Raw genomic sequence first — 21,890 nt, 5'->3', positions numbered from 1 at the left:
GAATTTATGTTTGTAAACATTTGTAACAAACTAAGCATTTTCTCAATGGCAAATCTAAGCTTCAATCTTCTCTTTAATAAAAAGGACAGGAAAGGTGAGTGCCCGATAATGATGGTACTTACCTTTGAAGGAGTAAGGATAAGAAAGCAGATTAAAGTCAAAGTGAAGCCTGCCCATTGGAGTATAGCAAAAAGCAGGGTAAAGCCTTCACTCAAGGGTGAGCCAGAGAATAATTTTGAGGTTTTTAATGCCACCCTTGATAAATATAGGAAGAAGGTGCAGGATATCTTTAATGATGCACTTCTAAATGATATTAGGTTAACCAAGGAATATGTGCAAAATCAATTAGATGATGCTTTTTTGACTCTTGTGAGAAGCAGAAACTTTTTTGAGGTTTTTGGTGAGTTCACAGAAATGTACCTTTCCTCAAAAGCAATGAGAACTTACAAAAAGCATAATACAGCACTCAACTTCTATAAGGAGTTTGAAAGCTCTACTAAATATGAGTTAAGATTTGATACCATTAACCTTGATTTTTTCGATAAGCTTCAAAAGTATGCCTTTATAAGTAGGGTAGATGATGGGAAAAAAGCCTGCTCTGATAACTATTTTGCCGCTTTGGTAGCATCTTTGAAAACTTTTCTAAGATGGGCTGATGAAAGAGGGTTGAATAGATTTGATTCTTATAAGAAGTTCAAAGCCTCAGAAAGAGATGTTGACATTATATACTTAACTTTTGAGGAGCTTATGTTTCTCAATGATTTTGTTTTTAAGGAGGATGAGTTAACAAAAGTTAGAGACGTCTATTGTTTTGGCTGTTATACAGGACTAAGATACTCTGACTTAAATACTCTCAACTCAAGTCATATAAAAGGTAAAACCATTATAAAAACCATTGTAAAGACAAAGGAAACAATGAGGATTCACCTTAATGATTTCGCCCTTGATATCATAAAGAAATATGATGGATCACCATACTACCCCCTCCCAAAGATTGTTGAGCCTAGGTTTAACAAACTGATTAAGGATTGTTGCAAAGAAGCAGGAATTAAGCAACCTCAGACTATTACCAAATACTCAGGGGGAAAGGCAAAAGAGTTCACCTTGCCGAAGTATGAACTTATTACTTCGCATACAGCTAGAAAAACATTTACGACTCTCTCTATCGAAGACAATGTAAACCTAAAGGCCTTGAAAAGCATGACTGGACACAAGAAAGACGCGAGTTTCAACAAGTATATAAATATCACAGAATCTTTCCAGATACAAGAACTTGATCGCACCTGGAACAAGAGAGCACGTGAACAAAAACAGAAGAATGGGTAAGATAACTATTAAGCATTATTTGAATAAAAGCTTATCCAATAAGGAAGGAAAGAATGTGCGTCAAACAATCTATGTGCAAGTTACTGTTAAAAGGCAGGTGAATAGAATGCGAAGCCGTGCGAATAAGTTTGCTGGGTTAACTGAAATCGAGCTACAGTCTACACAGCAAGAGCTTGATAATTCCTTGGCGGGGGGGCTGGACATGGGGCTTGGGAGAGGTCTCTCAATGGAGAATAGTATAATACATGATATTATCACCTATTTAAGACCCTTTGATAGGGACAGCTTTACCTTAAAAGCTTTTACCCTTATATACGAAATATGTACAGAGGAAATGTTAGAGGTCATGTCCCAGGCAGGGAAAAACTTCCTTAGGGAAAGAATGAGCGACTTGTGGCATCAGCCTTTTTATATTCTTGATTGGGACAAACCCTATATTGAGTTAATAGGAGGTTTAACTGAACTAGGAGAAGGTAATAATGCTTTTAATCTAACTGTTTTACAAGATATAAATATTGAATGCTTCAATATAGCCATTGAACACTATGGAGAATTTCTAGATGCTAGTTTCAACTATGAGTACCTAGTTGATGATTACAAAGGTTTTTTGGCCTTCTATTGGTTTAAAGGGGAACATACTAGAATGTACCTTACATATTTAGAAAAGAATGGCCACATCTCTGGTAGTCAAGTACCAGTTATGAAAAGGATTTTTGATGACATGTATGATTCAGTCATTACTACTATAAAGGAGCTCAGTAGCTAGGGCTTTTTTTTAATTAAAATGTTTACAAGAAAAAAATTAAGTTATCTAAATATGAAAACAGAAGACAAACAAGTGGTAATCATTTCAATGACAAAGCAGGAATTAGACGGGTACATTGAAAAGTATATGAATTCAAAATTCATACACTCTAAGGAAGAAAGAGGTGAGAAGTTAACTCAAAAACAGGCAGCAGCTCTGTTTGGCGTCACAACAGTGACCATTATAAGGTGGCAGAAGAAGGGAATAATTCCCTTCAACAAGGTAGGTAGAACGGTATTTTACTATAAGTCTGAGCTGTTAGATATTGCCCAGGTATCACCCGGATTACTCAAATGATACTATTCAGATTTATGGATAAGAGAACTATAGAAGATGTTTTAACCATGAGGAATTAAATGGATGGATAACTCATACATTTTTGAAATAGAAATGACACTCAGGAAGTCTCTAACTCAATTAGATAGAACAATCAAGGAAGATTTGCAAGACTTAGATAGGTATAGGAGCTATGTTCATAAAAAGCAAAATGTAGAGGTGAAATGGGCTGAAAAGATACTTGTTTACCAAAATGCCTATGAACAACTAAAGTTTCTAATTAACAGGTCAATTATGGTTGACCATGAAAGATCAGCTTGCTACCAAAAGTTAAATGGCTTTAAGAGAGAAGTGAAAACGCTAAACTCCCATTTAAGGATTATGGCTATGTGTAAGAGGCTTGAAGTTGATGCAATGGTTAAAATAAAGACTAGGCAGGAGGTAGACAAACTATGCAAACAAGCCAACGATGAATTACTTGAGGATTTGGATAGGCTGTGGTTGACAGGAACTTTAGACTTAAAGATTAATGAAAAGCAGGTCGACTTAATATAATAGATAAGAACGGAAGAGAGTAATCAATTCTAATTAACCATAGCAAACAAATGACAACCATAGATATAACCCTAGAAAGTCTAAGTTCTTTTAAGGAACCGCATGAAGAATACATTAAGGTTGGTACCAACTATTTTAGAAAAATCCTTATCCCAGCAGCGACACCAGGTAAGCATTTAGGAGAGAGGCTTGATGCATGGAAAAGGATCACCATCATTGAAGACTATGATAGAAACGAGGCCAAGAGCATTCTCCATAAGATGAAGAAATATAAAGCCTTTGTGATCAGGCCTCAACACATAAAATATGAGCGGGACATAGAGGGCTGTTATAATTTATATGAACCATTAAAGTATGTACCATCAGCAGAGCCTTTGCCCTTCCCACATACTTTAGACTTTCTAAAACATATTTTCGGGGAGCAGTATGAGATAGGGTTAGATTACCTGCAGCTACTTTATACCAAACCTCTTCAAAAATTATATGTGTTTTGCATAGTATCAGATCTTAGGAATACGGGTAAAACCACTTTTCTGAATTGGTTAAATCTTATCTTCGGTAAAAATTTTACTCGCATCAACAGTGAGGATATAGAAGGGAAATTCAACAGTGACTGGACGACCAAACTGTTAATTGGAATTGATGAGACTTTCATCGATAGCAAGAAAGCCGCGGAGCGAATTAAGAACCTATCCACTACGTCGGTATTCAAAACTGAGGCAAAACAGAAGGATAAAGTGGAAACTGAGTTCTTTGGAAAATTTGTCTTTGCGTCTAACAATGTCAGGGATTTCCTACCGATAGAGGAGGAGGAAATCAGGTATTGGGTAAGGTATATCAACCCGCTGGAAAGTGACAACGTCAACTTCATTGAGCAACTTGAGAAAGAAATTCCTGCATTCTTGAAATTTTTATTAGAGAGGGAAATGCACACTCCAAAGCCTATGACTAGAATGTGGCACAGAGAGGAGGATATCTGGACTTCTGATCTAGAGGTGATTATGAAAGGCAGTAAAAGCAATATAGAAAAGCTATTGATTGATACTGTCTTAGACTACTACCAGGATTTCAATGATGAGATTATTAGCCGTGGAAACACAGAACCTTGGTTAAAGCTAGCATTAAATGATATCGCTGAATTAATGACTCTGGCAAATGGAAAGAAATCAGTTTATAGTATAACTGATATTAAGAAAATCATTTGTGACAAGTGGGGTTTAGAGTCAACCAACAGTACATATAAGGTTTATAAGTGGATAGAGATTCCAGATGGCAATGAAAACACTAAAATGGCCCTTAGTTATACTAATAAGAAGGGTAGATTCTTTTTAATTCCTTTAGAAAAGTTGTTGCCCTTAAAAAAATCTGTTGACAGTCAAGTGGAAGTCTGTGTAAATATTTAAAAATGAGGTGTTTAAGAATGGTATTTTAGTCAACAAGTCAGCAACCTAATGTCAACAGGTCAACAGCCATAAACAATACAATCCTAAAGCCTAAAGTTGTAACATTTAGATAACCAATCATTTAAGGTATTGTCAACAAGTCAACAGGAAATAAGAGTTTTTATGAAAGTCAATGATTAATCTATTCAAATGAAAAGGTATTCGTCCGTTTAGCATACCCATAAAATAAGAGAGCCGTTGATTTTCAGCGGCTTTCTTATTTTATGGGTATGCCAGCTACAGTTTTAGATATTAATAAGATGCCTAAAAGTCTCTAATTATAGAGACCTATTGAACCTCTGCACCTTTGGACAGTCTAACCTAAGTATTAGATCCTTTTTGTGTAAAGTAATACTCTCCCTATTGCTCTAGCAGTTTATTCATTAAATTCTATCTTTACCTACCGCACAGAAGACTTCTCCCGATGACCATACCTGAATACCTAAACCGCATACAGACCCGCTACCAGACCGGTATCAGCAGAGAGCACAGCTACCGTGGTGATTTGCAGACGCTACTGGAGAGTTTAGCTGATGACGTACTGGTGACCAATGAGCCGGCCCGCGTGGCCTGCGGCGCGCCTGATTATATCATCACGCGCAGGGACATTCCGGTGGGCTACATTGAGGCGAAGGACTTAGGCAAACCTCTCAACAGCAAAGACTACAAAGAACAGTTTGACCGCTACAAGGCCTCTCTAAGCAACCTCATCATCACCGACTACCTGGACTTCTGGCTCTTCAAGGAGGGCGAGCTGGTGACCACGCTCAAGATCGCCGAGATCGTCAACGGGCAGGTAAATCCTTTACCCCAGAATTTTGCGCTTTTTGAGGCCTTCATCATAGACTTCTGCCAGTTCACGGGCGTCACCTTGAAGTCGCCGGCCAAGCTGGCGACCATGATGGCGGACAAGGCGAAGTTTCTGGCGCAGATCATTGAGCGGGCGCTTTCTGCCGAAGGAGATGACTACGAGAACCGCACCCTTCATGAGCAGATGCAGGCGTTCAAAGAGATTCTATTGCATGAGATTACGGCCAAGGAGTTCTCAGACATCTACGCGCAGACGGTGGCCTACGGCATGTTCGCGGCGCGGCTGCACGATCCCACGCTGCCCACCTTCTCAAGGCAGGAGGCCGCCGAGCTGATTCCCAAGACCAACCCGTTCCTGCGCAAGCTGTTCGGGTACATTGCGGGGCCGGACATTGACGACCGCATCAAGTGGATAGTGGACGCGCTGGCAGACGTGTTCAGGGCCACCGACATCAAGGCCATCCTCAAGAACTTCGGGAAGAGCACCCAGACGCACGACCCCATCATCCATTTTTATGAGACCTTCCTGGCCGAGTATGACCCTGCACTTAGGAAGAGCCGCGGCGTCTGGTACACCCCGGAGCCGGTAGTGAACTTTATTGTGCGCGCCGTGGATGACATCCTCAAAACGGAGTTCGGACTCAAAGACGGGCTGGCCTCTACCGAGACCACTGAGATTGAGGTGGACGTGCAGCACAAGAAGGCCAAGGGCAAGCAGACGGTGCACAAGGTGCAGGTGCTGGACCCGGCCACCGGCACGGGAACGTTCCTGGCCGAGGTGGTGCGCCACGTCTACCAGCGCTTTGAGGGGCAGGAGGGAATCTGGAGCCAGTACGTGGAGAAGCACCTGCTGCCGCGCCTCAACGGCTTTGAGATACTCATGGCCAGCTACGCCATGTGCCACCTCAAGCTGGACCTGCTCCTGCAGGAAACCGGCTACGTGCCCCAGAACCCGCGCCGCTTCAAAGTGTACCTCACCAACAGCCTGGAGGAGGCCTCGCCCAGCCAGCTCAGCCTCTTCGCCTCCTGGCTCTCAGACGAGGCCATGCAGGCCAACGCCGTAAAACGTGAGACTCCCGTGATGGTGGTCCTGGGAAACCCTCCGTACTCCGGTGAGAGCCAGAACAAGGGCAAGTGGATCATGGACCTGATGGAAGACTACAAAAAAGAGCCCGGCGGAAAGGAGAAACTAAAGGAAAAGAACTCAAAATGGATTAACGATGACTACGTGAAGTTCCTGCGCTTCGGGCAGCATTTCATTGAGCAGAATGGCGAGGGAATTCTGGCCTTCATCAACCCGCACGGTTTTCTGGACAACCCCACGTTCAGGGGAATGCGCTGGAACCTGCTCAAGACCTACGACAAGATCTACACCTTAGACCTGCACGGCAACAGCAAGAAGAAGGAGACTGCGCCGGACGGCTCCGCTGATGTGAACGTGTTTGACATCATGCAAGGCGTATCAATAAATCTATTTGTAAAAACAGGGAAGAAAAAGCCTGATGAATTAGGCAAGGTTTTACATTATGACTTGTTCGGGAAGAGGGAATCGAAGTATGATTTCTTGAATCAGCAAAGTTTAAAATCTATAAAATTTGTAGAACTTGATGTTTCAGAGCCTAATTACTTCTTTGTAAAGAAAGATTACGACTCCCTAATGGTATATAATGAAGGATTTTACCTTAAAGACCTTTTTGTAGTCAATTCTATCGGACTTGTGACTGCTAGGGATGAATTTACACTTCACGATTCTAAAGAAAAGGTAAAAGGCGTAATCGAGGAATTTTTGCAATTAGAAAACGAGATTGCTAGGTCTAGATATTCTTTGGGAAAGGATGTTAGAGACTGGACTGTTGAGCTCGCTAAAAAGGATTTAATAAAATCTGGGCCTGACTTTAGGAACATTGTTCCCATCAGTTACAGACCATTTGACACGAAATACACTTATTTTACAGGCAAATCGAAAGGTTTTCATTGCATGCCTAGAGGAGAGGTTATGCAACATTTCATTAAGGGGCCGAACATCGCCCTGAATCTATGCAAGATGGGTAGGTCTGTTGATTCCCACAATTACTTCTTGAGTGATAAAATCACTGATAAAAACCTCACCTCTTCATTAGACAGCGTCAATACTTTCCCCCTCTACATCTATCCCGAAACGAACCACCAGCAACTAGACGGGATGCAGGCGGCGCGCACGCCCAACCTGGCCACCCAACTGGTGCAGAAGATTGCCGAGGGGCTGGGCCTCACCTTCGTGCCAGAGAAGGAAGCAGAAGGCGAAGTCTGTTTCGCGCAAAGCTCCGAGGTGCGATCTGAGTTCCGTCAGACCTTCGCGCCCATTGACCTGCTGGACTACATCTACGCCGTACTGCATAGCCCCGCCTACCGGGAGCGCTACAAAGAATTCCTGAAGATAGACTTCCCCCGCGTGCCCTATCCGCAGGACGCTGACCAGTTCTGGCAACTGGTGTCCCTGGGCGCTGAGCTCCGCCAACTGCACCTTCTGGAGCACAAAGCCGTGGAGAAGCCCATTACCCAATACCCCATCGGCGGCGACAACGTGGTAGGCAAAATCAGGTTTGAGGAGAGCTATGAACTGCTGGGCAAAGGCGGCTCTGTGACCATGGTGGAGCCCGTGTACCGCATGGGCCGTGTGTACATCAATGAGTCCCAGTTCTTCCAGGGAGTGCCCCTGCAGGCCTGGGAATTCTACATTGGCGGCTACCAACCCGCTCAGAAATGGCTAAAGGACCGTAAGGGCCGTACCCTGGAGTTTGAGGACATACTACACTACCAACGCATGATCGTGGCACTGTTTAACACCGCAGAAATGATGGAGGAAATCGATAAGGTGTTAGAACTTAGTGAAATTCAGCCAGTTCTTGATTAGATTTCGTTTTTCACAGTCCTCAATCGGGAGAATCACATATTTTTAATAAAAAGCTGGCCTTTAGATAGGGATAACAAACTTTAAAGGATAGAAACGAGCTAATGTGGCTCTGTAATAAGCCATTCTGGAATGTTGACCTGGCGTTGCCTGGAACGTTGCCCGATCTAAAATCTACGTTGCCCTTTGCGTTGCCCGGGATGTTGCCCAGGGCGTTTGCTTACGTTGGCTATTCCTTTGGTTGAAGGTGTCTAGGATTTTTACCAAAGCTTAAAACCTAATGAGGAATTATTGATTTGTTCAAGGCTAAACTTGGTTTAAACACGATGGGGCAAGCTTTCATTCCCATAAAATTGGTATAAACTAGGTAAATTACCTCACACAGCGATATGAAAAACAGTTAAATGCTTGGTTGACCAGATGGTTGACTATGGTTGACCTTTTGGTTGACTATGGTTGACTTTTTGGTTGACCGGCGCTTCAAACCCATGCGAGAACCAATCAAAATGTTTCAACCAGTTATTTGGTAAAAAACACAAGATATTAGCGGGAAAGGCTGTGCATACCCTTAAAAACGGGTTATTATGCCTTGAAGAAACCTAGTTTACGGTAAGAATATGGGTTTAATTTTGTGTTCACCTCAACGCTGACCATGGTTGACTTACACGCTGACCAGAAGGTTGACCACGAGGCCGACTAGGCGTTGACTACAACCAATGCCCATATAAAGATATATTCAATAGTAACGCAAGAGGCATGGGCAATATCTTGGCCGTATGTAGAATTTAACTACTTGCCAAAGCCAAAAGAGGGTAACAGGTTGAAAAGGGATTCATAACGGTGTTCTCATGCGGGCAACACCGAAGTTCAGCAACGTTGCCTTAAACGTTGCCCTGTTTGATTGCTGAGTTTGATGGTCAACTATTAACTTTATAAAAGAGGCTTTGACTTTCTAATCGTGTCAATGAAAGTTAATAGATTATAGAAGTGACATCATAAGTGTTATACCACACATTTTGCCACCATTCTTGCCACCTATAAACGAAATAAGCCGCTGATTATCAGCGGCTTATCCATCTAAAAAGTACCCAGAGCCGGAGTCGAACCGGCACATCCGTGAAGATATTGGTGTTTGAGACCAACGCGTCTACCGATTCCGCCATCTGGGCATTTGCTCTTTTTCGGTAGATTCTGAGAAATGTGGCGTGAAACGCTTTATCTGTCAGAAGAGGATGCAAACTTATTCAATGATTCCTTTATACGCAAGAGGTAACGCTGCTTTAGGTAGTAATTTTTTACCTCCTTCAGGGCTTCTGCCTGAGCATCAGGGGGTAAATTTTCATAGGTTTGTAGCACCGGCCAGATGTGCGCCTTCAAAGCACCCTCAATTTCATGGGTTTGGTCAGACACAATCTTGAACTGCAACTTGTCAGGTTCCATCTTCAGGTCCATCAATTGCTCGTTCAATTCCATCATCTCCATGAGGAAATCCTGGGGCAGGTCGTTTTGCCCGCCTTCTTCCAGCAGGCCGTGTTGCTCCAGAATGTACTGCATACGGCGGTCAAAATGGGAAAGCGTTTTATAGGCATTCGTGTTGAGGGTAGACTTCTCCAGAATCTCCTGTTGTTTCTCCTGTGGTTCCAGGGTGTAGAAATCAGGGTGGAACTCGCGGCTCAGGGCGTAGTATTTGGTCTGGATGGCTTTCTCATCGGGCAGAAAGCTTTCGGGGAGGCCATAGAATTGAAAGTAGTTCATGTGATTTCAGTATAAGGTCCTTGAAGGTAAGGAGGGGCAAGGACGTTGTCCCTGTAAAATTACTCGTTTCCCACACATTTGTTCCTGCTATTTGGAAATTGGGCCAGAATCGGCCCGCAGGGCATTCCTGTAAGACATGAACCAGTTCAACCTATGGTTTACACACCCTAAAGAGAATGGGGCGTTGCTGTAATTCAGGCTCTGCCGTTGTTCTAGGTTGGAGGAGGCTAGGGCCTGTAAGTAGGGCAAGTAACTTAGTTCAGATACCCTGGTAAGGGCATTAATTCATTACTTTTACCATACTTCCTTAAAAAGAGGGCAGAAACAAGGGTAAGGTACAGGATTACCAAAAGCGAACAGGCAGCATGAAGATACTGGTCATTGAAGATGAGCCCAACGTAGCGGCATTTATCAAACGGGGCTTGCAGGAGCAGACCTTTGACGTAGAGGTGGCTTATGACGGAAACCTGGGGAAGCGGCTAGCCCTGCAGAACGACTACCAGGTCATTATCATGGACATTATCATGCCGCACCTCAGTGGGCTAGACCTGTGCCGGCAGTTACGGCAAGAGCAGGTGCGCACTCCTATCTTACTGCTTACCGCTCTGGGCACCACCGATGATATTGTGGACGGCCTGGAAGCCGGGGCAGATGATTACCTGTCCAAACCCTTTAAATTCAAAGAACTCTTGGCCCGGGTGCGGGCGCTGGCAAGGCGGGCCGAACCGGGCCAAGCCAAAAGTCTGTTGCAGGCCGGTGATTTGCAGATGAACTTAGATACCAAAGAAGTGGTCAGGGCCGGAAAGGAGATCAACCTTACCGCCCGCGAATTTGCCCTGTTAGAATACTTCCTCAGAAAGCAGGGGAAAGTGCTGTCTAGGGTAGATTTGTTGGAGAATGTCTGGGACCTTCATTTTGACTTGGGCTCCAACGTGGTTGATGTCTATGTTAACTACCTCCGCAATAAGGTAGACAAAGACTTCCCGGTGAAGTTGCTGCACACGGTGGTAGGCATGGGCTATATCTTGAAAGGGCCCGAGAGCAAATGACTTTCAGAAACCAATTGACGCTCACCTTCACCGGGCTTACCACCGTCATCCTGCTGGTCATGTGTGTCATCATCTACCTGGTGGCAGAACAATTCACGCGCCGCCAGTATTTCCAACGGCTGATGGATAGGGGCATGGTGGCCGCCCAGATGTACCTGGAACAGGACGAGTTCAGCGCCCAGCGCATCCAACGTACCCGCCGTAAGTTCTTTCAGAGCCTTTCAGATGAAAAATTCGCCATTTATGACCAAAACCGGAAGCTGCATGCGGCATCAGACTCCATTGGGATTGTTATCTCAGACAAGGTGTTCCAGCAGGTTAAAAAAGAGGGCTTTTCTGAATTCTGGCAGGGAAACCAGCAAGGCGTAGGCTTGTGGTATGAAGACAACGAGGGCGACTTCTATGTGCTGGTGCTGGCCTCTGACATCACCGGCACCAGTAAACTGCACAACCTCAGGGATATCCTTATCATTAGCGTGTTGCTGGGGTGCCTGGTCATGGTGCTGGCCGGCCATTTCTTCGCGCGCAAAGTATTGCAACCCATTGTGGCCATTGTGCAGGAGGTGAATAAAATAAGGGCCTCCCACCTGCACCTCCGCGTACAGGAGCGGCCCACGCGTGATGAGATAGGGGAACTGATCCACACCTTCAACCAGATGCTGGAGCGCCTGGAGACGTCCTTCTACATGCAGAAAAGCTTTATCGCGAATGCCTCGCATGAGCTGCGGAATCCGTTGACGGCCATCAGAGGCGAACTGGAAGTTACTTTGCTGAAAGACCGGGGGGCAGCCGAGTACAAAGAATCCTTGGAGACCCTGCAGAAAGAGACTGAACGCTTGGAAAAGCTTACCTCAGATTTGATTCTCCTGGCCCAGACCGGGTTTGATGAACAGGTAGTGCGGCAAGAGCAGGTGCGTCTAGACGAGGTGTTGCTGGAGGTGAAGGCCGATTTGAATCACCAGCAGCCGCAGAACCAGATCCACCTAAACCTTTCGGCGTTGCCGGACAACCCTGACCAGGTCACCGTACCAGGAAACCCGAACCTCTTGCAGATCGCCTTGAAGAACGTATTGGAGAACGCCTCCAAGTTCTCAGATCACCAGGAGGTACGGGTACTGCTTTCCTGGCAAGAACACCAAGTGACCGTGCAGGTGCAGGATCAGGGAATAGGTATTCCTGAAACAGAGATAGGCCGCGTGCTGGAGCCTTTCTACCGTGCCCAAAACGCGCGTTCCCGCACCGGAACCGGCATAGGCCTGGCCATGACGGAGAAGATCATGCGGTTGCACGGCGGCTCTATCCAGATTGAATCATCAATGCAGAAAGGAACTACTGTCACGCTTCTGTTTCCTTCGGTTCAGCAGTAACCTTGTTAAGGAGGGAGTTTTCCAAAACTGAGCCTGAAACGAAAAGAGGAGAGGGCCTTAGAAGAGGGAAGAGGAATGTTAACCAGGCTTAGCCCCAATTAGCTAAAGAAAAGGAAAGCAGACGTGCCAGCAATCTCTGCTATTCTGCCGGGGTCTTTTTTAGGAATTGGCTCCTGGGTTGCTTACTTCCAGAGCATGGTTTTTAAGTTTATTGATCCGGGTGTATTGTTCATAAAAGTGGCTCTGGTTTTTGCATGGCTTCTTGAGAATTCGCCCAATCAGGAACGACAGGGTGAGTTCCATCTTCTTGTCAAAACAGTCTAAGTCTTCCTGCACATCAAAGTTCTCACATTCCAGCTTATTTATTAACAGTTTTATTTTATTCACCTCCAGATCAGGCCTGGAGATTTCATAAACCCCAGCCGGTTCTTCGGGTTCTGTCAGGCTCCTTCTGAAGTAGGTAGCATGCACCCCTAATTTGCTACACAAGTTTAAAATAGCCGAGTTGTTCAAGCTGTTAGAGATCTTGTCCTTTTCCTCAATCTGGTAAAACGTTAACAGGTTTTCCAAGGCCTGCTTCTGCTGGAATACGGCGCTTAAAACCCCATAGAGCCTGAGGTAGCGCCCGCCTACGTCAGGGTGCCGGGCTGGGCCAGGTAATCCGTGCTTGATAAAATTCTTCTTGGCCAGTTCCCCAATCTCTAACACATAGAGGGCATGGTACAGGACGTCTACCTGGTGGCTCTGGTGGTCTGTGGCCTGGCTTTCCTTCCCTGGGTGCCCCTGGTCAGTAACATCATGGGCTATTTGCTTCAGGAGGTTATGATACTTCTCTATGATGGTCTTCATGTTGGTATAATTAGGATTACTCTATAAAAAATCGCTTCCACCGTTTAGCAAGCGCCAAAGGGGTAGGCTCAGATAGTGGTCTTTGTTTAAAAAGGAATAGCTCTGTCTTCTTATGATTTTTAAGAAGACCATTTTAGCCATCATTTCTTTAAAACGCCTTAAAAGCACCCTGAAACCAAAGTAACCGGGGTGACCTAAGGCCACCCCGGTCCACTCAAGCACGAACCGAAACACAAACAGTTAAACCTATCAAAACTATGCGGGCACAGCGCTTAAATTCTGAGCCACGCGGGTACTGGTCCGTTTCTTGAGTGTTCTTTTGTAAACGCTGTCAAACAGCAGCGGGAAAATGAGCAGGGTCAGGATGGTGGCACTGATAAGGCCCCCAATCACCACAATGGCCAGAGGCTTCTGAGTCTCAGAACCGATGCCGGTAGAGAGGGCAGCCGGCAGCAGGCCAATGGCCGCCATCATGGCAGTCATCACCACCGGACGGGTACGTTCCTTCACGCCTTCTTTAATGGCCTGTACCAGGGGCATGTCCTCTAACAGGTTCTTTTTGAAGACCGAGATCAGAATCACCCCGTTTTGCACGCATATTCCGAAAAGAGCGATAAAACCTACCCCTGCGGAGATACTGAAGTTGGTATTGGTGATGAGTAGAGCCAGAATCCCGCCAATCAAAGCAAAAGGCACGTTCAGAATGACCAGAGCCGCATCACGGCCATTGCCGAACAGGGCGAACAGAATCAGGAAAATCAGCAACAAACTCACCGGTACCACTTCCATAAGGCGGTCGGTGGCCCTAATCTGGTTTTCAAACTCACCCTTCCACTCCAGGTGCATGCCTTTGTCCAGGGTTACCACCTGGTTTACCTTTTCCTGGGCCTCTTTGATGGTGCTGCCCAGGTCGCGGCCCCGCACCGAGAATTTGACGGCAATGAAGCGGGCGTTGTCTTCGCGGTACACAAAGGCCGGCCCGGTCACACTCGTAATCTTGGCGATTTCATTCAGGGAGATGTTGCCGCCGTGGCTGGTGGGTACCCGCAGGTTACCCAGCTGGGTCTCATCGTTCCGGAACTCCTGCTGGTAGCGGATTCTGATGTCAAACTTGCGCTCGCCTTCATACAGGCTGCTGGCGCCTTTCCCGCCAATGGCCATCTCAATCACGGCCTGGGCATCGGCGGTGGAGACGCCGTAAGAGGCCATGCGCTGCTGGTCCAGTTCAATCTGCATCTCTGGCTGACCAATCAGATTGATGACCCCCAGATCATCAATGCCTTCAATTTTGCTGAGCACGTTGTAGACGCTGTCGCCCACCACCTCCAGCCGCTGCAGGTTATCACCGAACACCTTCACGGCCATAGAGCCCTTCACCCCAGACACGGCTTCTTCCACGTTGTCCATGATGGGCTGCGAGAAGTTAAAGCTGATGCCCTGGTAAGACGCCAGATGGGTCTGCATCTCCTGGATAAGGTCTTCTTTGCTGATCTTCCGCTGCCAGTCGTCCTTCGGCTTCAGGTCTACGTGCAGCTCTATGTTGAAGAAGCCGGTAGGGTCGGTCCCGTCGTTGGGACGGCCGGTTTGGGACATCACCTGTTTCACTTCGTCAAACGAACCAATGGTCTTCCTGATCTTCTCTGACATCTCAATGGATTGCTTCAAGGAAGTGCTCATAGGCATGCTGGCCCGTACGTACACCGCACCTTCGTTCAACTGCGGCAGGAATTCAGAACCCAAAAACCGGAAGGTGAAAAGACCCACGGCCATCACCACCATGGCTACCACCAGACTGGCCCGCTTGTGTTCATAAGTGAAGCTGAAGCCTTTATAGACGTATTTGTTTAGGAAATTTACGAAGGGGTTGTTCTTCTCCCGCACATTCTTGTTCAGGAGCATGCTGGAAAGCACCGGCACCAGCGTGAGGGTAAAGAACAAGGCGCCCAGCAAGGCGAAGCCCAACGTGTAAGCCAGCGGCGAGAACATCTTTCCTTCCACCTTCTGGAAAGCGAAGATGGGCAGCAGGGCCGTGATGATGATGAGCTTGGAGAAGAAGATGGACTTGCCCAGGTCAATGGCCGTTTTCTTGATGAGGCCCCGCTTTGACAATAGATTGAAGCGAGTCATGCCCACCTCGTGTGCTTTCTTGTCCAGCACCACAAACAAGCCCTCCACCATTACCACAGCGCCGTCAATGATAATCCCGAAGTCAATGGCACCCATGGAAAGCAGGTTTGCCGACATGCCTTTGAGCCGCATACACACAAAGGCAAAGAGCAAGGCCAACGGAATAATCACGGCTACCGTCACGGTGGTACGCCAGTCGGCCATGAACAGGAACACGATGGCCGTCACCAGCACAATTCCTTCCAGCAGGTTATGCGATACGGTTTTGGTGGTGAAGCCAATCAGATCAGAGCGGTCATAGAACGGCACAATTTTCACATCGTCCGGCAGAACCTGCTCGTTCAGTTCGGTGATTTTATTTTTCAGGAGTTCCAGCACCTCACTGGGGTTCTCGTTCTTGCGCATCACTACAATGCCCTCCACCAGGTTGGTCTGCTCGTCGCGGCCCACGTAGCCCAGGTTGGGTAAGTGTGATTCTGTGACCGTGGCCACGTTGCGGATGAGGACCGGCACCCCGTTGCGGTCGGTGACCATCACGTTTTCTATCTCTTCAATGTTGTTAAGCTGGCCGATGCCCCGCACCACGTAGGCCTGGCCGTTTTTCTCTATCACATCGCCCCCCACGTTGAGGTTGCTTTTGGCAATGGCCTCGTACACGTCGGGCGCGGTGATGTTATATTTCCCAATCAGGCTGGGGTCAACGCTCACTTCGTAGGTCTTCACTTCTCCCCCAAAGCTCACTACGTCGGCGATTCCCGGTACGCCCTTAAGTTTGCGGTCGATTACCCAGTCCTGAATGGTTTTCAGTTCGCGTACATCCTTGGTTTTGCTTTCCAGGGTGTAGCGGAATATCTCGCCGGTGGGCCCCGCGGAGGGCTGCATCTCGGCGTCAATGCCCTCAGGCAGATTCACGGTGGCCAGTTGGTTCGCTACCAGCTGCCGGGCGTGGAAATCGTCTACCTCGTCCTCAAAAATCATGGTCACCACTGAGAGCCCAAAGAGCGAGATGGACCGGAGGCTGGTCTTTTTGGGCACCACGTTCATTTCCACCTCAATGGGGATGGTCACAAACTTCTCTACCTCTTCAGCGCTGCGGCCGGGCCACTGGGTGATGATCTGCACCCGCGTGTTGGTCACGTCCGGGAATGCTTCTATGGGCGTGTGCAGAAAACTGAAGATACCGGCCAACACAATGCCGGCGGTGATGAAGAAGACCAGGAATCTGTTCTTCAGCGAGAACGAGATGATATTTTTTATGAAGGCATTCATGGGCAAAAACGAATTGCTGAGACAAGGGGTACCCGGGGCCAGGCACAGAATACCTGACAGACGTTATGGCCCATTGTCTTTATGATTTGAAAATCGCGGGAGGTGCTACGCCCGTTTACTTTGATTTGGCGGCATTGAACACCAGCAGCGGGTACTTACTGATCACGCTTTCCCCTTCCTGGAGGCCGCTTTTGAGGTAGGTGGTTTCCCCAACGGTTTGGTACAAGTGCACCTCCCGCATTTCCACGTCACAGCGCTTGCGGTATACCATCACGTAGTTCTTGCTTTGGTCAAACACAATGGACTGCGAGGGAACCGCCAGCAGTTGCTTGTCACTTGGGTACTGTAGGCGGATGTTGGCGAACATCTCCGGCTTCAGGGAGAAGTCTGGGTTGTCCAGCCGCACCCGCACTTTCATGGTGCGGGTCTCGGGGTCCAGCACGTTGAAGATGCGGTCTGTCTTGCCCTTGAATACTTTGTCTGGGTAGCTGAGCGTGGTGACTTCGGCTTCATAACCTTCCTTGATCTTGAAGATATCAGATTCAAACACGTTGGCTATGACCCAGATCTCATTCATGCTGGAGATGGTGAAGATATTGGTGTCATTGTCTGAGCGGATTTGCATGTTGGCGTTGATGTTTTTCTCCACCACAAACCCCGCCGAGGGCGCTTTTACTACATACTCAGCCCCTTTGCCAATGCTGTAGATGCCGTAGATCTGTTTGAGGCGTTGAACCTCCGCATCGGCGTTCTTTTTCTCCTGCTGGGCCGCCAGCAGTTCCCTTTCTGAGATAAGGCCGGCGGTTAAAATATCCTTGGCCACCTCCAGATTCTTCTGCGCTACCTGCTGCGCCGATTGTGAGGCAATACGCTGCTGCTCAAACTCAGCAATCTCGCCGCTGCTGATCACGGCCAGGGTCTGTCCCTTCTGCACGTAGTCGCCCAGCTCCACTTTCACAGACTGAACATGGCCGCCCACCAGCGGAAACACCTTGAATACTTTTTTCTCATCCAAGGCGATTCTGCCCACCAACTGTAATTGGTTCGTGACTTGCTGCAGGCGGGCCGTGTCTATTCTAACCATGTTGGAGAGGGTATCGGTAAGGCAAAGTTCAGTAGGGGCCAGGGAAGCGGAAGCTTCGGGCTTGCGGCCTTCAGAGCACGAAGTGAGGAAAGCGGTGCTGCTTAATAAGGCCAGGATGGGGGTAAAGATTATTCTTTTCATATAGTTTCAGGGAGAGGAGGAGACAATTAATACGTGATGACCGGTTTGCCCACGGCGAAATTGATTTCCTCTAGGGTGCGTAGGCGGTTGGTGCTTAGTTCCAGCAATTGGGTGATGCTGTCGGTGTAGGTTTCATAGTAATCCAGGAACTCAATGAGGCTGATGTTGCGGCGCACAAAGCTGGAGGTAACACCTTCCAGCAGGCGGTCAAAGTCTTGCCGGAAGTTAGGGTCAAAGGAGGCATAGAACTTCTGTGCCTCCTGCGCCTTCTGATAAGCCTGCATTACCTCGTTCTCTACTACCAGTTGTTGCTGCGAGAGCAGTTGCTGGCTGCGCTCAATCTCATGCCGCGCCATTTTGATGTTTCCCTGGTTGCGGTTCCAGAGCGGAAGGGGCATAGAGACGTTCAATCCCACATAATCCCGGATGAAATTGCTTTGCCGGTCATAGTTGGCACCTACCATCAGGTCTGGCATGGCCAGGGCCTTCTGAAGTTTCAGGTTGCTTTCCTGTAGCCGTACCTCCGTCTCAGCGGCTTTCAAGTCATAGCGGTTTTCCTGGGCGGTTTCTAAAAGTTGGGCATAGGAGAATTGATCACCGTTGAGGTTGTTCAAGGCGCCCTCATCTACCACCGGCACTAGCACCGTGGTGGCGGGCGTGCGGGTGAGTAGCCTGAGGTCTGCCTGCTCTTCCTGGATCTCGTTGAGCAGACTCAACTGCTGGTTGCCTAACTGGAACAGCAAGGCTTTGAGGCGGGTGATCTCCTTAAGCGGGATGTTGCCTTTTCTGTATTGGGCATCTAGCGCGGTGACCAGCCGCTGCACCGTCTGGGTTCTTTCCTGCAGTACTTTGAACCCCTGCAGTTTGTAATGCAATTCAATAAAGCTGGTGCGAAGCTCGAACCGCAGGGTGCGCAGCAGATCAAAGTAGGCTTGCTCCGTTAACTGGGTGTTCAGCTGTTCTACCTGTACCCGTTTTTTGCGTTTGCCGGCCAGGTAAAAGAGTTGGTCTAACTGCACATAGGTCTGCCCTTGTTGCGAAATGTCAAAGTAGCGGCCGTTGGTGGGGTTGTAGGTGCCCTGGTCAAGGCTTAGGGTAGGGTTCTCAAATAGTCTGGCTTGGATGATGGCGGCCCTTGACGCTTCAATGGCCGTTTTCTGGGCCAACAGAGGAAGGTTGCGTTCCTGAAAAAACCGTTCGGCCTCAGGTAAAGTAATCTGAAGCGAATCTAAAGGAGCTGATAAGGTACTGGGGGAATTTGGGCTACGTTGTGCAAGGGCCGGCTGGAGGGTAAAGGCCAGCAGGAAATGCAAAAAGATCAATCTGGGTTTCAGCATGGGCATTCTGTTTAAGAATGTCCAAAAGTAGACTACCCGTATTATAGACCCGTTAGAGTCAGATTAGAATGTGATTAGAGACCAAAATCAGGTCAAAAACCCACCGATTCCTTTTACTTTCTAGGTCAGGGGGAAAAGAAGAAAGATTAATAAGAAGCTGGTTTAAAGGAGAAAGCCTGGGCAGGTTCAGCAAACAGGGCCTTGGTTGGTTTCCAGACGCTGCCAAACAATTCAGAGGAGCGGTAGTGGTTAAGAGCCGCGTCTGAATCCCAGAGGCTGTAGGTGCTGTAGATGTGCGGCACGTGGTAATCCTGCAGCAACTCTACGCTGCGGCACCCGGGAAACGCGCTGATCTTGGCGTGGGAAGCCTTGAAAATCTCCAGAAATGCCGCCACGTTCTCTGGCGCAAACGTCATCCTTACTACCCGGATCAACATGGTTTTTTTATTAATTAGGAATTAGGAATTAGGAATTAGGAATTAGGAATTAGGAATTAGGAATTAGGAATTAGGAATTAGGAATTAGGAATTAGGAATTAGTTTTTCCCTTGCTGCCTATGTGGTTTTGGCGGTGTTTTCAAGAAAACAAACCAAAAGCCCTTCCCCTTTTCCTGTCATTCTGAAAGGATCTTGTGAGCGAACTAGAAAGGCCTTAATGAACCGCCAATCCCGTTCGCAACCAAGATCCTTCCAGGATGACAAAAAGGAGTAGAATGGTAGAATCAAAAATAGAAGCAGAAAACGGAATGATTAGAAGAAGAAGGCAAGGAAGAAATAATACCAACAACAGATAGGTTACTTCCTCACTGGCCCCTGATTCCTAATTCTTAATTCCTAATTCTTAATTAAGAATCAGCAGGTTCTGGGGCAAAGCGCACTTCCACGGGGGAGTCAAAGTACATGCCCAGTAACTCAGAGGCGTGCCCTTTGTTGATCCCGATGGTCAGGAAGCCCTGGCGGTTGAACAAAGCCACGCTGTCTCCCTCGCTGGGTTGGCTGTAGCGGGTGCTGACGCGGTCAATCACTTCGCGGTTGAAATGGATAGAGCATCGGCGGCCGTGCCCAATAGCTTCCACGCTGTCTTTGCTGATGTCGGTGATGAGGTTACCGTAATGGTCCACGTGCACCACGTGCCCGGTGATGGAGTGGTCGTTTAATCTTAGCTGGCGGTTGATGAGCTGTACCATGCCGTCGGCTAGTTCGCCTACCTCGGCCATGGAGGCTCCCTGGGCCAGGGCAACGGCGGCGGGCACCATCACATCACGGGCAGGGGAGGAAGAGTCTGGCTGGGCGGGCAAGTCTATCAACTGCTCCGGGTCGCTCTCGGTGAGCAAGGAAAGAAGCCCATTGTCGGCGCAGACGAAATAATGTCCTTTGTGACGGGCCACCTGGTACCGGCCACTGCGCGAACCGTGGGTGTCTATGGCAATCAGGTGCACGGTTCCCGCGGGGAAGTCCTGGAAAACAGCGTTGATCACATGAAAGCCATGGGCAATGTTGAAGGGCTCCACGTGGTGTGAGATGTCTACGATTACTTGCGCCGGGTTGATAGTCAGTATTTTAGCTTTTACAGCGGCCACGTAGTGATCTGTGGTGCCAAAGTCTGACATGAAAGTGAGAATTCCCATGGGAACGGTTGGTCAAAAGAACTTTAATATTTGTAGAATTGTCTTATAACAAATCTACTATATTTTCAGTAGATTGGTTTAAATAGCACCTAATAATCAGAAATAGCCTTTGGTAGAAAAAACAATCACCCTAGAGAATATCTCCCTGTTAGATTTCCTGGGCCTCGAAAATCAAAATATCAAGCAGTTGGCCGCCGCTTTTCCAAGCAGCAAAATCATCTCCCGTGGCAACGAGATCAAGATCCAGGGCCAAACCCCAGAGATCACCAAAATACACGAAATCCTTTCCTCGCTCATTGAGCATTACCACCAGTACGGGAAAATCACGGACAAAAGCGTGCATAAATTCCTGACCGCCGACAATGACTTTGAGGAGGACGTGGTGATCACGTCACCGGATGTGATTGTGTACGGCAGCAAAGGCGGTGTGATCAAGGCCAAAACCCCCAGCCAGCACAAACTGGTTGAGGCGGTAGCCAAGAATGACCTGGTTTTTGCCCTGGGACCCGCCGGTACCGGTAAAACGTTTATCTCGGTGGCCATGGCCGTGCGCGCGCTAAAGAACAAAGAGGTAAAGAAAATCATCATCTCCCGCCCGGTGGTGGAAGCCGGTGAAAGCCTCGGGTTCTTGCCCGGTGACATGAAAGACAAAGTGGATCCGTATCTGCGGCCGATCTATGATGCCTTGGAAGAGATGATTCCGGTGGAGAAGTTGAAATATTACTATGAGAACAAAATCATAGAGATAGCTCCCTTGGCCTACATGCGCGGACGTACCCTGAACAACGCCTTCGTGCTGTTGGACGAGGCACAGAACACTACGCCCATGCAGATCAAGATGTTCATGACCCGGATGGGACCCACCTCCAAGGTGATGATCAACGGTGACCGCACCCAGATTGACTTGCCGCGCAACCAGCGGTCGGGCCTTATTGAGGCCATGACCGTGCTGCGTGACATCAAAGGGATTGGCTTTGTAGAGATGCAGGCCGAGGATGTGGTACGTCACCGCCTGGTGAAGAACATTGTGGAGGCCTATACCAAGTTTGACGAGAAGCGCCAGAAAGAGCGCGAAGATCGGGAAAAGGTAGAGGCAGATGGTCAGGACGCCCCGCGCCGCCGCCAGAACTTCCGCCGCTACGACGACTAATTTTTAAGTTCGGCAAAGGCGCATTCTCCTC

The 21,890-nt window shown here is 47.8% G+C and carries 16 protein-coding genes and 1 tRNA gene; 9 read left to right on the top strand and 8 right to left on the bottom strand.

Features of this window, described 5'->3' with window-relative positions; genetic code table 11:
• Nucleotides 1-45: 45 nt before the first annotated feature.
• From FOE74_RS11250 to FOE74_RS11225, 6 genes are all read left to right on the top strand, one after another.
• Nucleotides 46-1,326, top strand: coding sequence for a tyrosine-type recombinase/integrase (locus FOE74_RS11250; protein WP_188686621.1), 1,281 nt, complete (start codon nucleotides 46-48; stop codon nucleotides 1,324-1,326).
• On the top strand, nucleotides 1,319-2,092 hold the full coding sequence (locus tag FOE74_RS11245) for a hypothetical protein (protein WP_192576606.1): 774 nt from the start codon (nucleotides 1,319-1,321) through the stop codon (nucleotides 2,090-2,092). Before FOE74_RS11250 ends, FOE74_RS11245 begins: the two co-directional genes overlap by 8 nt.
• A 51-nt stretch (nucleotides 2,093-2,143) precedes the next feature.
• Nucleotides 2,144-2,428, top strand: a complete 285-nt coding sequence (locus FOE74_RS11240) for a helix-turn-helix domain-containing protein (RefSeq protein ID WP_188686619.1) — start codon at nucleotides 2,144-2,146, stop codon at nucleotides 2,426-2,428.
• Nucleotides 2,429-2,491: 63 nt separating this feature from the next.
• A complete protein-coding gene (locus tag FOE74_RS11235; protein WP_149098683.1) occupies nucleotides 2,492-2,962 on the top strand; it encodes a hypothetical protein in 471 nt (156 codons plus the stop codon).
• Nucleotides 2,963-3,012: 50 nt separating this feature from the next.
• Nucleotides 3,013-4,365, top strand: a complete 1,353-nt coding sequence (locus tag FOE74_RS11230; protein WP_149098682.1) for a primase-helicase family protein — start codon at nucleotides 3,013-3,015, stop codon at nucleotides 4,363-4,365.
• 463 nt (nucleotides 4,366-4,828) lie between these two features.
• Nucleotides 4,829-8,107 (top strand): type ISP restriction/modification enzyme, encoded by a 3,279-nt coding sequence (locus tag FOE74_RS11225; RefSeq protein WP_149098681.1) that lies wholly within the window; start codon nucleotides 4,829-4,831, stop codon nucleotides 8,105-8,107.
• Nucleotides 8,108-9,189: 1,082 nt separating this feature from the next.
• On the opposite strand, the gene FOE74_RS11220 is transcribed toward FOE74_RS11225, so the two are convergent.
• Together FOE74_RS11220 and FOE74_RS11215 are read right to left on the bottom strand one after the other, a co-directional pair.
• A tRNA-Leu gene (locus tag FOE74_RS11220) sits at nucleotides 9,190-9,273 on the bottom strand.
• Between the two features lie 46 nt (nucleotides 9,274-9,319).
• On the bottom strand, nucleotides 9,320-9,859 hold the full coding sequence (locus FOE74_RS11215; protein WP_149098680.1) for an iron-sulfur cluster co-chaperone HscB C-terminal domain-containing protein: 540 nt from the start codon (nucleotides 9,857-9,859) through the stop codon (nucleotides 9,320-9,322).
• Nucleotides 9,860-10,224: 365 nt separating this feature from the next.
• On the opposite strand from FOE74_RS11215, the gene FOE74_RS11210 reads away from it, so the two are divergent.
• Entirely contained in the window at nucleotides 10,225-10,908 is a 684-nt protein-coding gene (locus FOE74_RS11210) for a response regulator transcription factor (protein ID WP_149098679.1), read from the top strand.
• The gene (locus FOE74_RS11205; protein WP_149098678.1) at nucleotides 10,905-12,275 is read left to right on the top strand and encodes a sensor histidine kinase; all 1,371 of its coding nucleotides are present in this window, start codon (nucleotides 10,905-10,907) and stop codon (nucleotides 12,273-12,275) included. The genes FOE74_RS11210 and FOE74_RS11205 overlap by 4 nt, the downstream gene beginning before the upstream one ends.
• Nucleotides 12,276-12,434: 159 nt before the next feature.
• Here FOE74_RS11205 and FOE74_RS11200 read toward each other — a convergent pair whose 3' ends face one another.
• The 6 genes from FOE74_RS11200 to FOE74_RS11175 form a co-directional block, all read right to left on the bottom strand.
• Nucleotides 12,435-13,124, bottom strand: coding sequence for a hypothetical protein (locus tag FOE74_RS11200; protein WP_149098677.1), 690 nt, complete (start codon nucleotides 13,122-13,124; stop codon nucleotides 12,435-12,437).
• Between the two features lie 255 nt (nucleotides 13,125-13,379).
• Nucleotides 13,380-16,520 carry an efflux RND transporter permease subunit gene (locus FOE74_RS11195; protein ID WP_149098676.1) on the bottom strand — a complete coding sequence of 1,047 codons (3,141 nt, stop codon included), beginning with the start codon at nucleotides 16,518-16,520 and terminating at the stop codon, nucleotides 13,380-13,382.
• A 115-nt stretch (nucleotides 16,521-16,635) separates the two neighbouring features.
• Nucleotides 16,636-17,745 carry an efflux RND transporter periplasmic adaptor subunit gene (locus tag FOE74_RS11190; protein WP_149098675.1) on the bottom strand — a complete coding sequence of 370 codons (1,110 nt, stop codon included), beginning with the start codon at nucleotides 17,743-17,745 and terminating at the stop codon, nucleotides 16,636-16,638.
• 26 nt (nucleotides 17,746-17,771) lie between these two features.
• The gene (locus FOE74_RS11185) at nucleotides 17,772-19,082 is read right to left on the bottom strand and encodes a TolC family protein (RefSeq protein ID WP_188686616.1); all 1,311 of its coding nucleotides are present in this window, start codon (nucleotides 19,080-19,082) and stop codon (nucleotides 17,772-17,774) included.
• A gap of 146 nt (nucleotides 19,083-19,228) precedes the next feature.
• Nucleotides 19,229-19,519: a putative quinol monooxygenase gene (locus tag FOE74_RS11180; protein WP_149098673.1), complete on the bottom strand. Its 291-nt coding sequence runs from the start codon at nucleotides 19,517-19,519 to the stop codon at nucleotides 19,229-19,231.
• A 407-nt stretch (nucleotides 19,520-19,926) separates the two neighbouring features.
• On the bottom strand, nucleotides 19,927-20,709 hold the full coding sequence (locus FOE74_RS11175) for an SAM hydrolase/SAM-dependent halogenase family protein (protein ID WP_149098672.1): 783 nt from the start codon (nucleotides 20,707-20,709) through the stop codon (nucleotides 19,927-19,929).
• A gap of 109 nt (nucleotides 20,710-20,818) precedes the next feature.
• Here FOE74_RS11175 and FOE74_RS11170 point away from each other — a divergent pair, with 109 nt between their 5' ends.
• Nucleotides 20,819-21,859, top strand: a complete 1,041-nt coding sequence (locus FOE74_RS11170) for a PhoH family protein (protein WP_149098671.1) — start codon at nucleotides 20,819-20,821, stop codon at nucleotides 21,857-21,859.
• The last annotated feature ends 31 nt before the right edge of the window (nucleotides 21,860-21,890 follow it).

The organism is Rufibacter glacialis, assembly GCF_008271745.1.
In the GTDB taxonomy this organism is placed as follows: Bacteria; Bacteroidota; Bacteroidia; order Cytophagales; family Hymenobacteraceae; genus Nibribacter; species Nibribacter glacialis.
The sequence above is the reverse complement of the archived record's forward strand: the minus strand, read 5'-3'. Positions and strand labels throughout refer to the sequence as shown.

Coding starts and splice junctions, on each gene's coding strand:
- FOE74_RS11250 (WP_188686621.1), top strand. CDS start 46: ATGGCAAATCTAAGCTTCAATCTTCTCTTTAATAAAAAGGACAGGAAA.
- FOE74_RS11245 (WP_192576606.1), top strand. CDS start 1,319: ATGGGTAAGATAACTATTAAGCATTATTTGAATAAAAGCTTATCCAAT.
- FOE74_RS11240 (WP_188686619.1), top strand. CDS start 2,144: ATGAAAACAGAAGACAAACAAGTGGTAATCATTTCAATGACAAAGCAG.
- FOE74_RS11235 (WP_149098683.1), top strand. CDS start 2,492: ATGGATAACTCATACATTTTTGAAATAGAAATGACACTCAGGAAGTCT.
- FOE74_RS11230 (WP_149098682.1), top strand. CDS start 3,013: ATGACAACCATAGATATAACCCTAGAAAGTCTAAGTTCTTTTAAGGAA.
- FOE74_RS11225 (WP_149098681.1), top strand. CDS start 4,829: ATGACCATACCTGAATACCTAAACCGCATACAGACCCGCTACCAGACC.
- FOE74_RS11215 (WP_149098680.1), bottom strand. CDS start 9,859: ATGAACTACTTTCAATTCTATGGCCTCCCCGAAAGCTTTCTGCCCGAT.
- FOE74_RS11210 (WP_149098679.1), top strand. CDS start 10,225: ATGAAGATACTGGTCATTGAAGATGAGCCCAACGTAGCGGCATTTATC.
- FOE74_RS11205 (WP_149098678.1), top strand. CDS start 10,905: ATGACTTTCAGAAACCAATTGACGCTCACCTTCACCGGGCTTACCACC.
- FOE74_RS11200 (WP_149098677.1), bottom strand. CDS start 13,124: ATGAAGACCATCATAGAGAAGTATCATAACCTCCTGAAGCAAATAGCC.
- FOE74_RS11195 (WP_149098676.1), bottom strand. CDS start 16,520: ATGAATGCCTTCATAAAAAATATCATCTCGTTCTCGCTGAAGAACAGA.
- FOE74_RS11190 (WP_149098675.1), bottom strand. CDS start 17,745: ATGAAAAGAATAATCTTTACCCCCATCCTGGCCTTATTAAGCAGCACC.
- FOE74_RS11185 (WP_188686616.1), bottom strand. CDS start 19,082: ATGCTGAAACCCAGATTGATCTTTTTGCATTTCCTGCTGGCCTTTACC.
- FOE74_RS11180 (WP_149098673.1), bottom strand. CDS start 19,519: ATGTTGATCCGGGTAGTAAGGATGACGTTTGCGCCAGAGAACGTGGCG.
- FOE74_RS11175 (WP_149098672.1), bottom strand. CDS start 20,709: ATGGGAATTCTCACTTTCATGTCAGACTTTGGCACCACAGATCACTAC.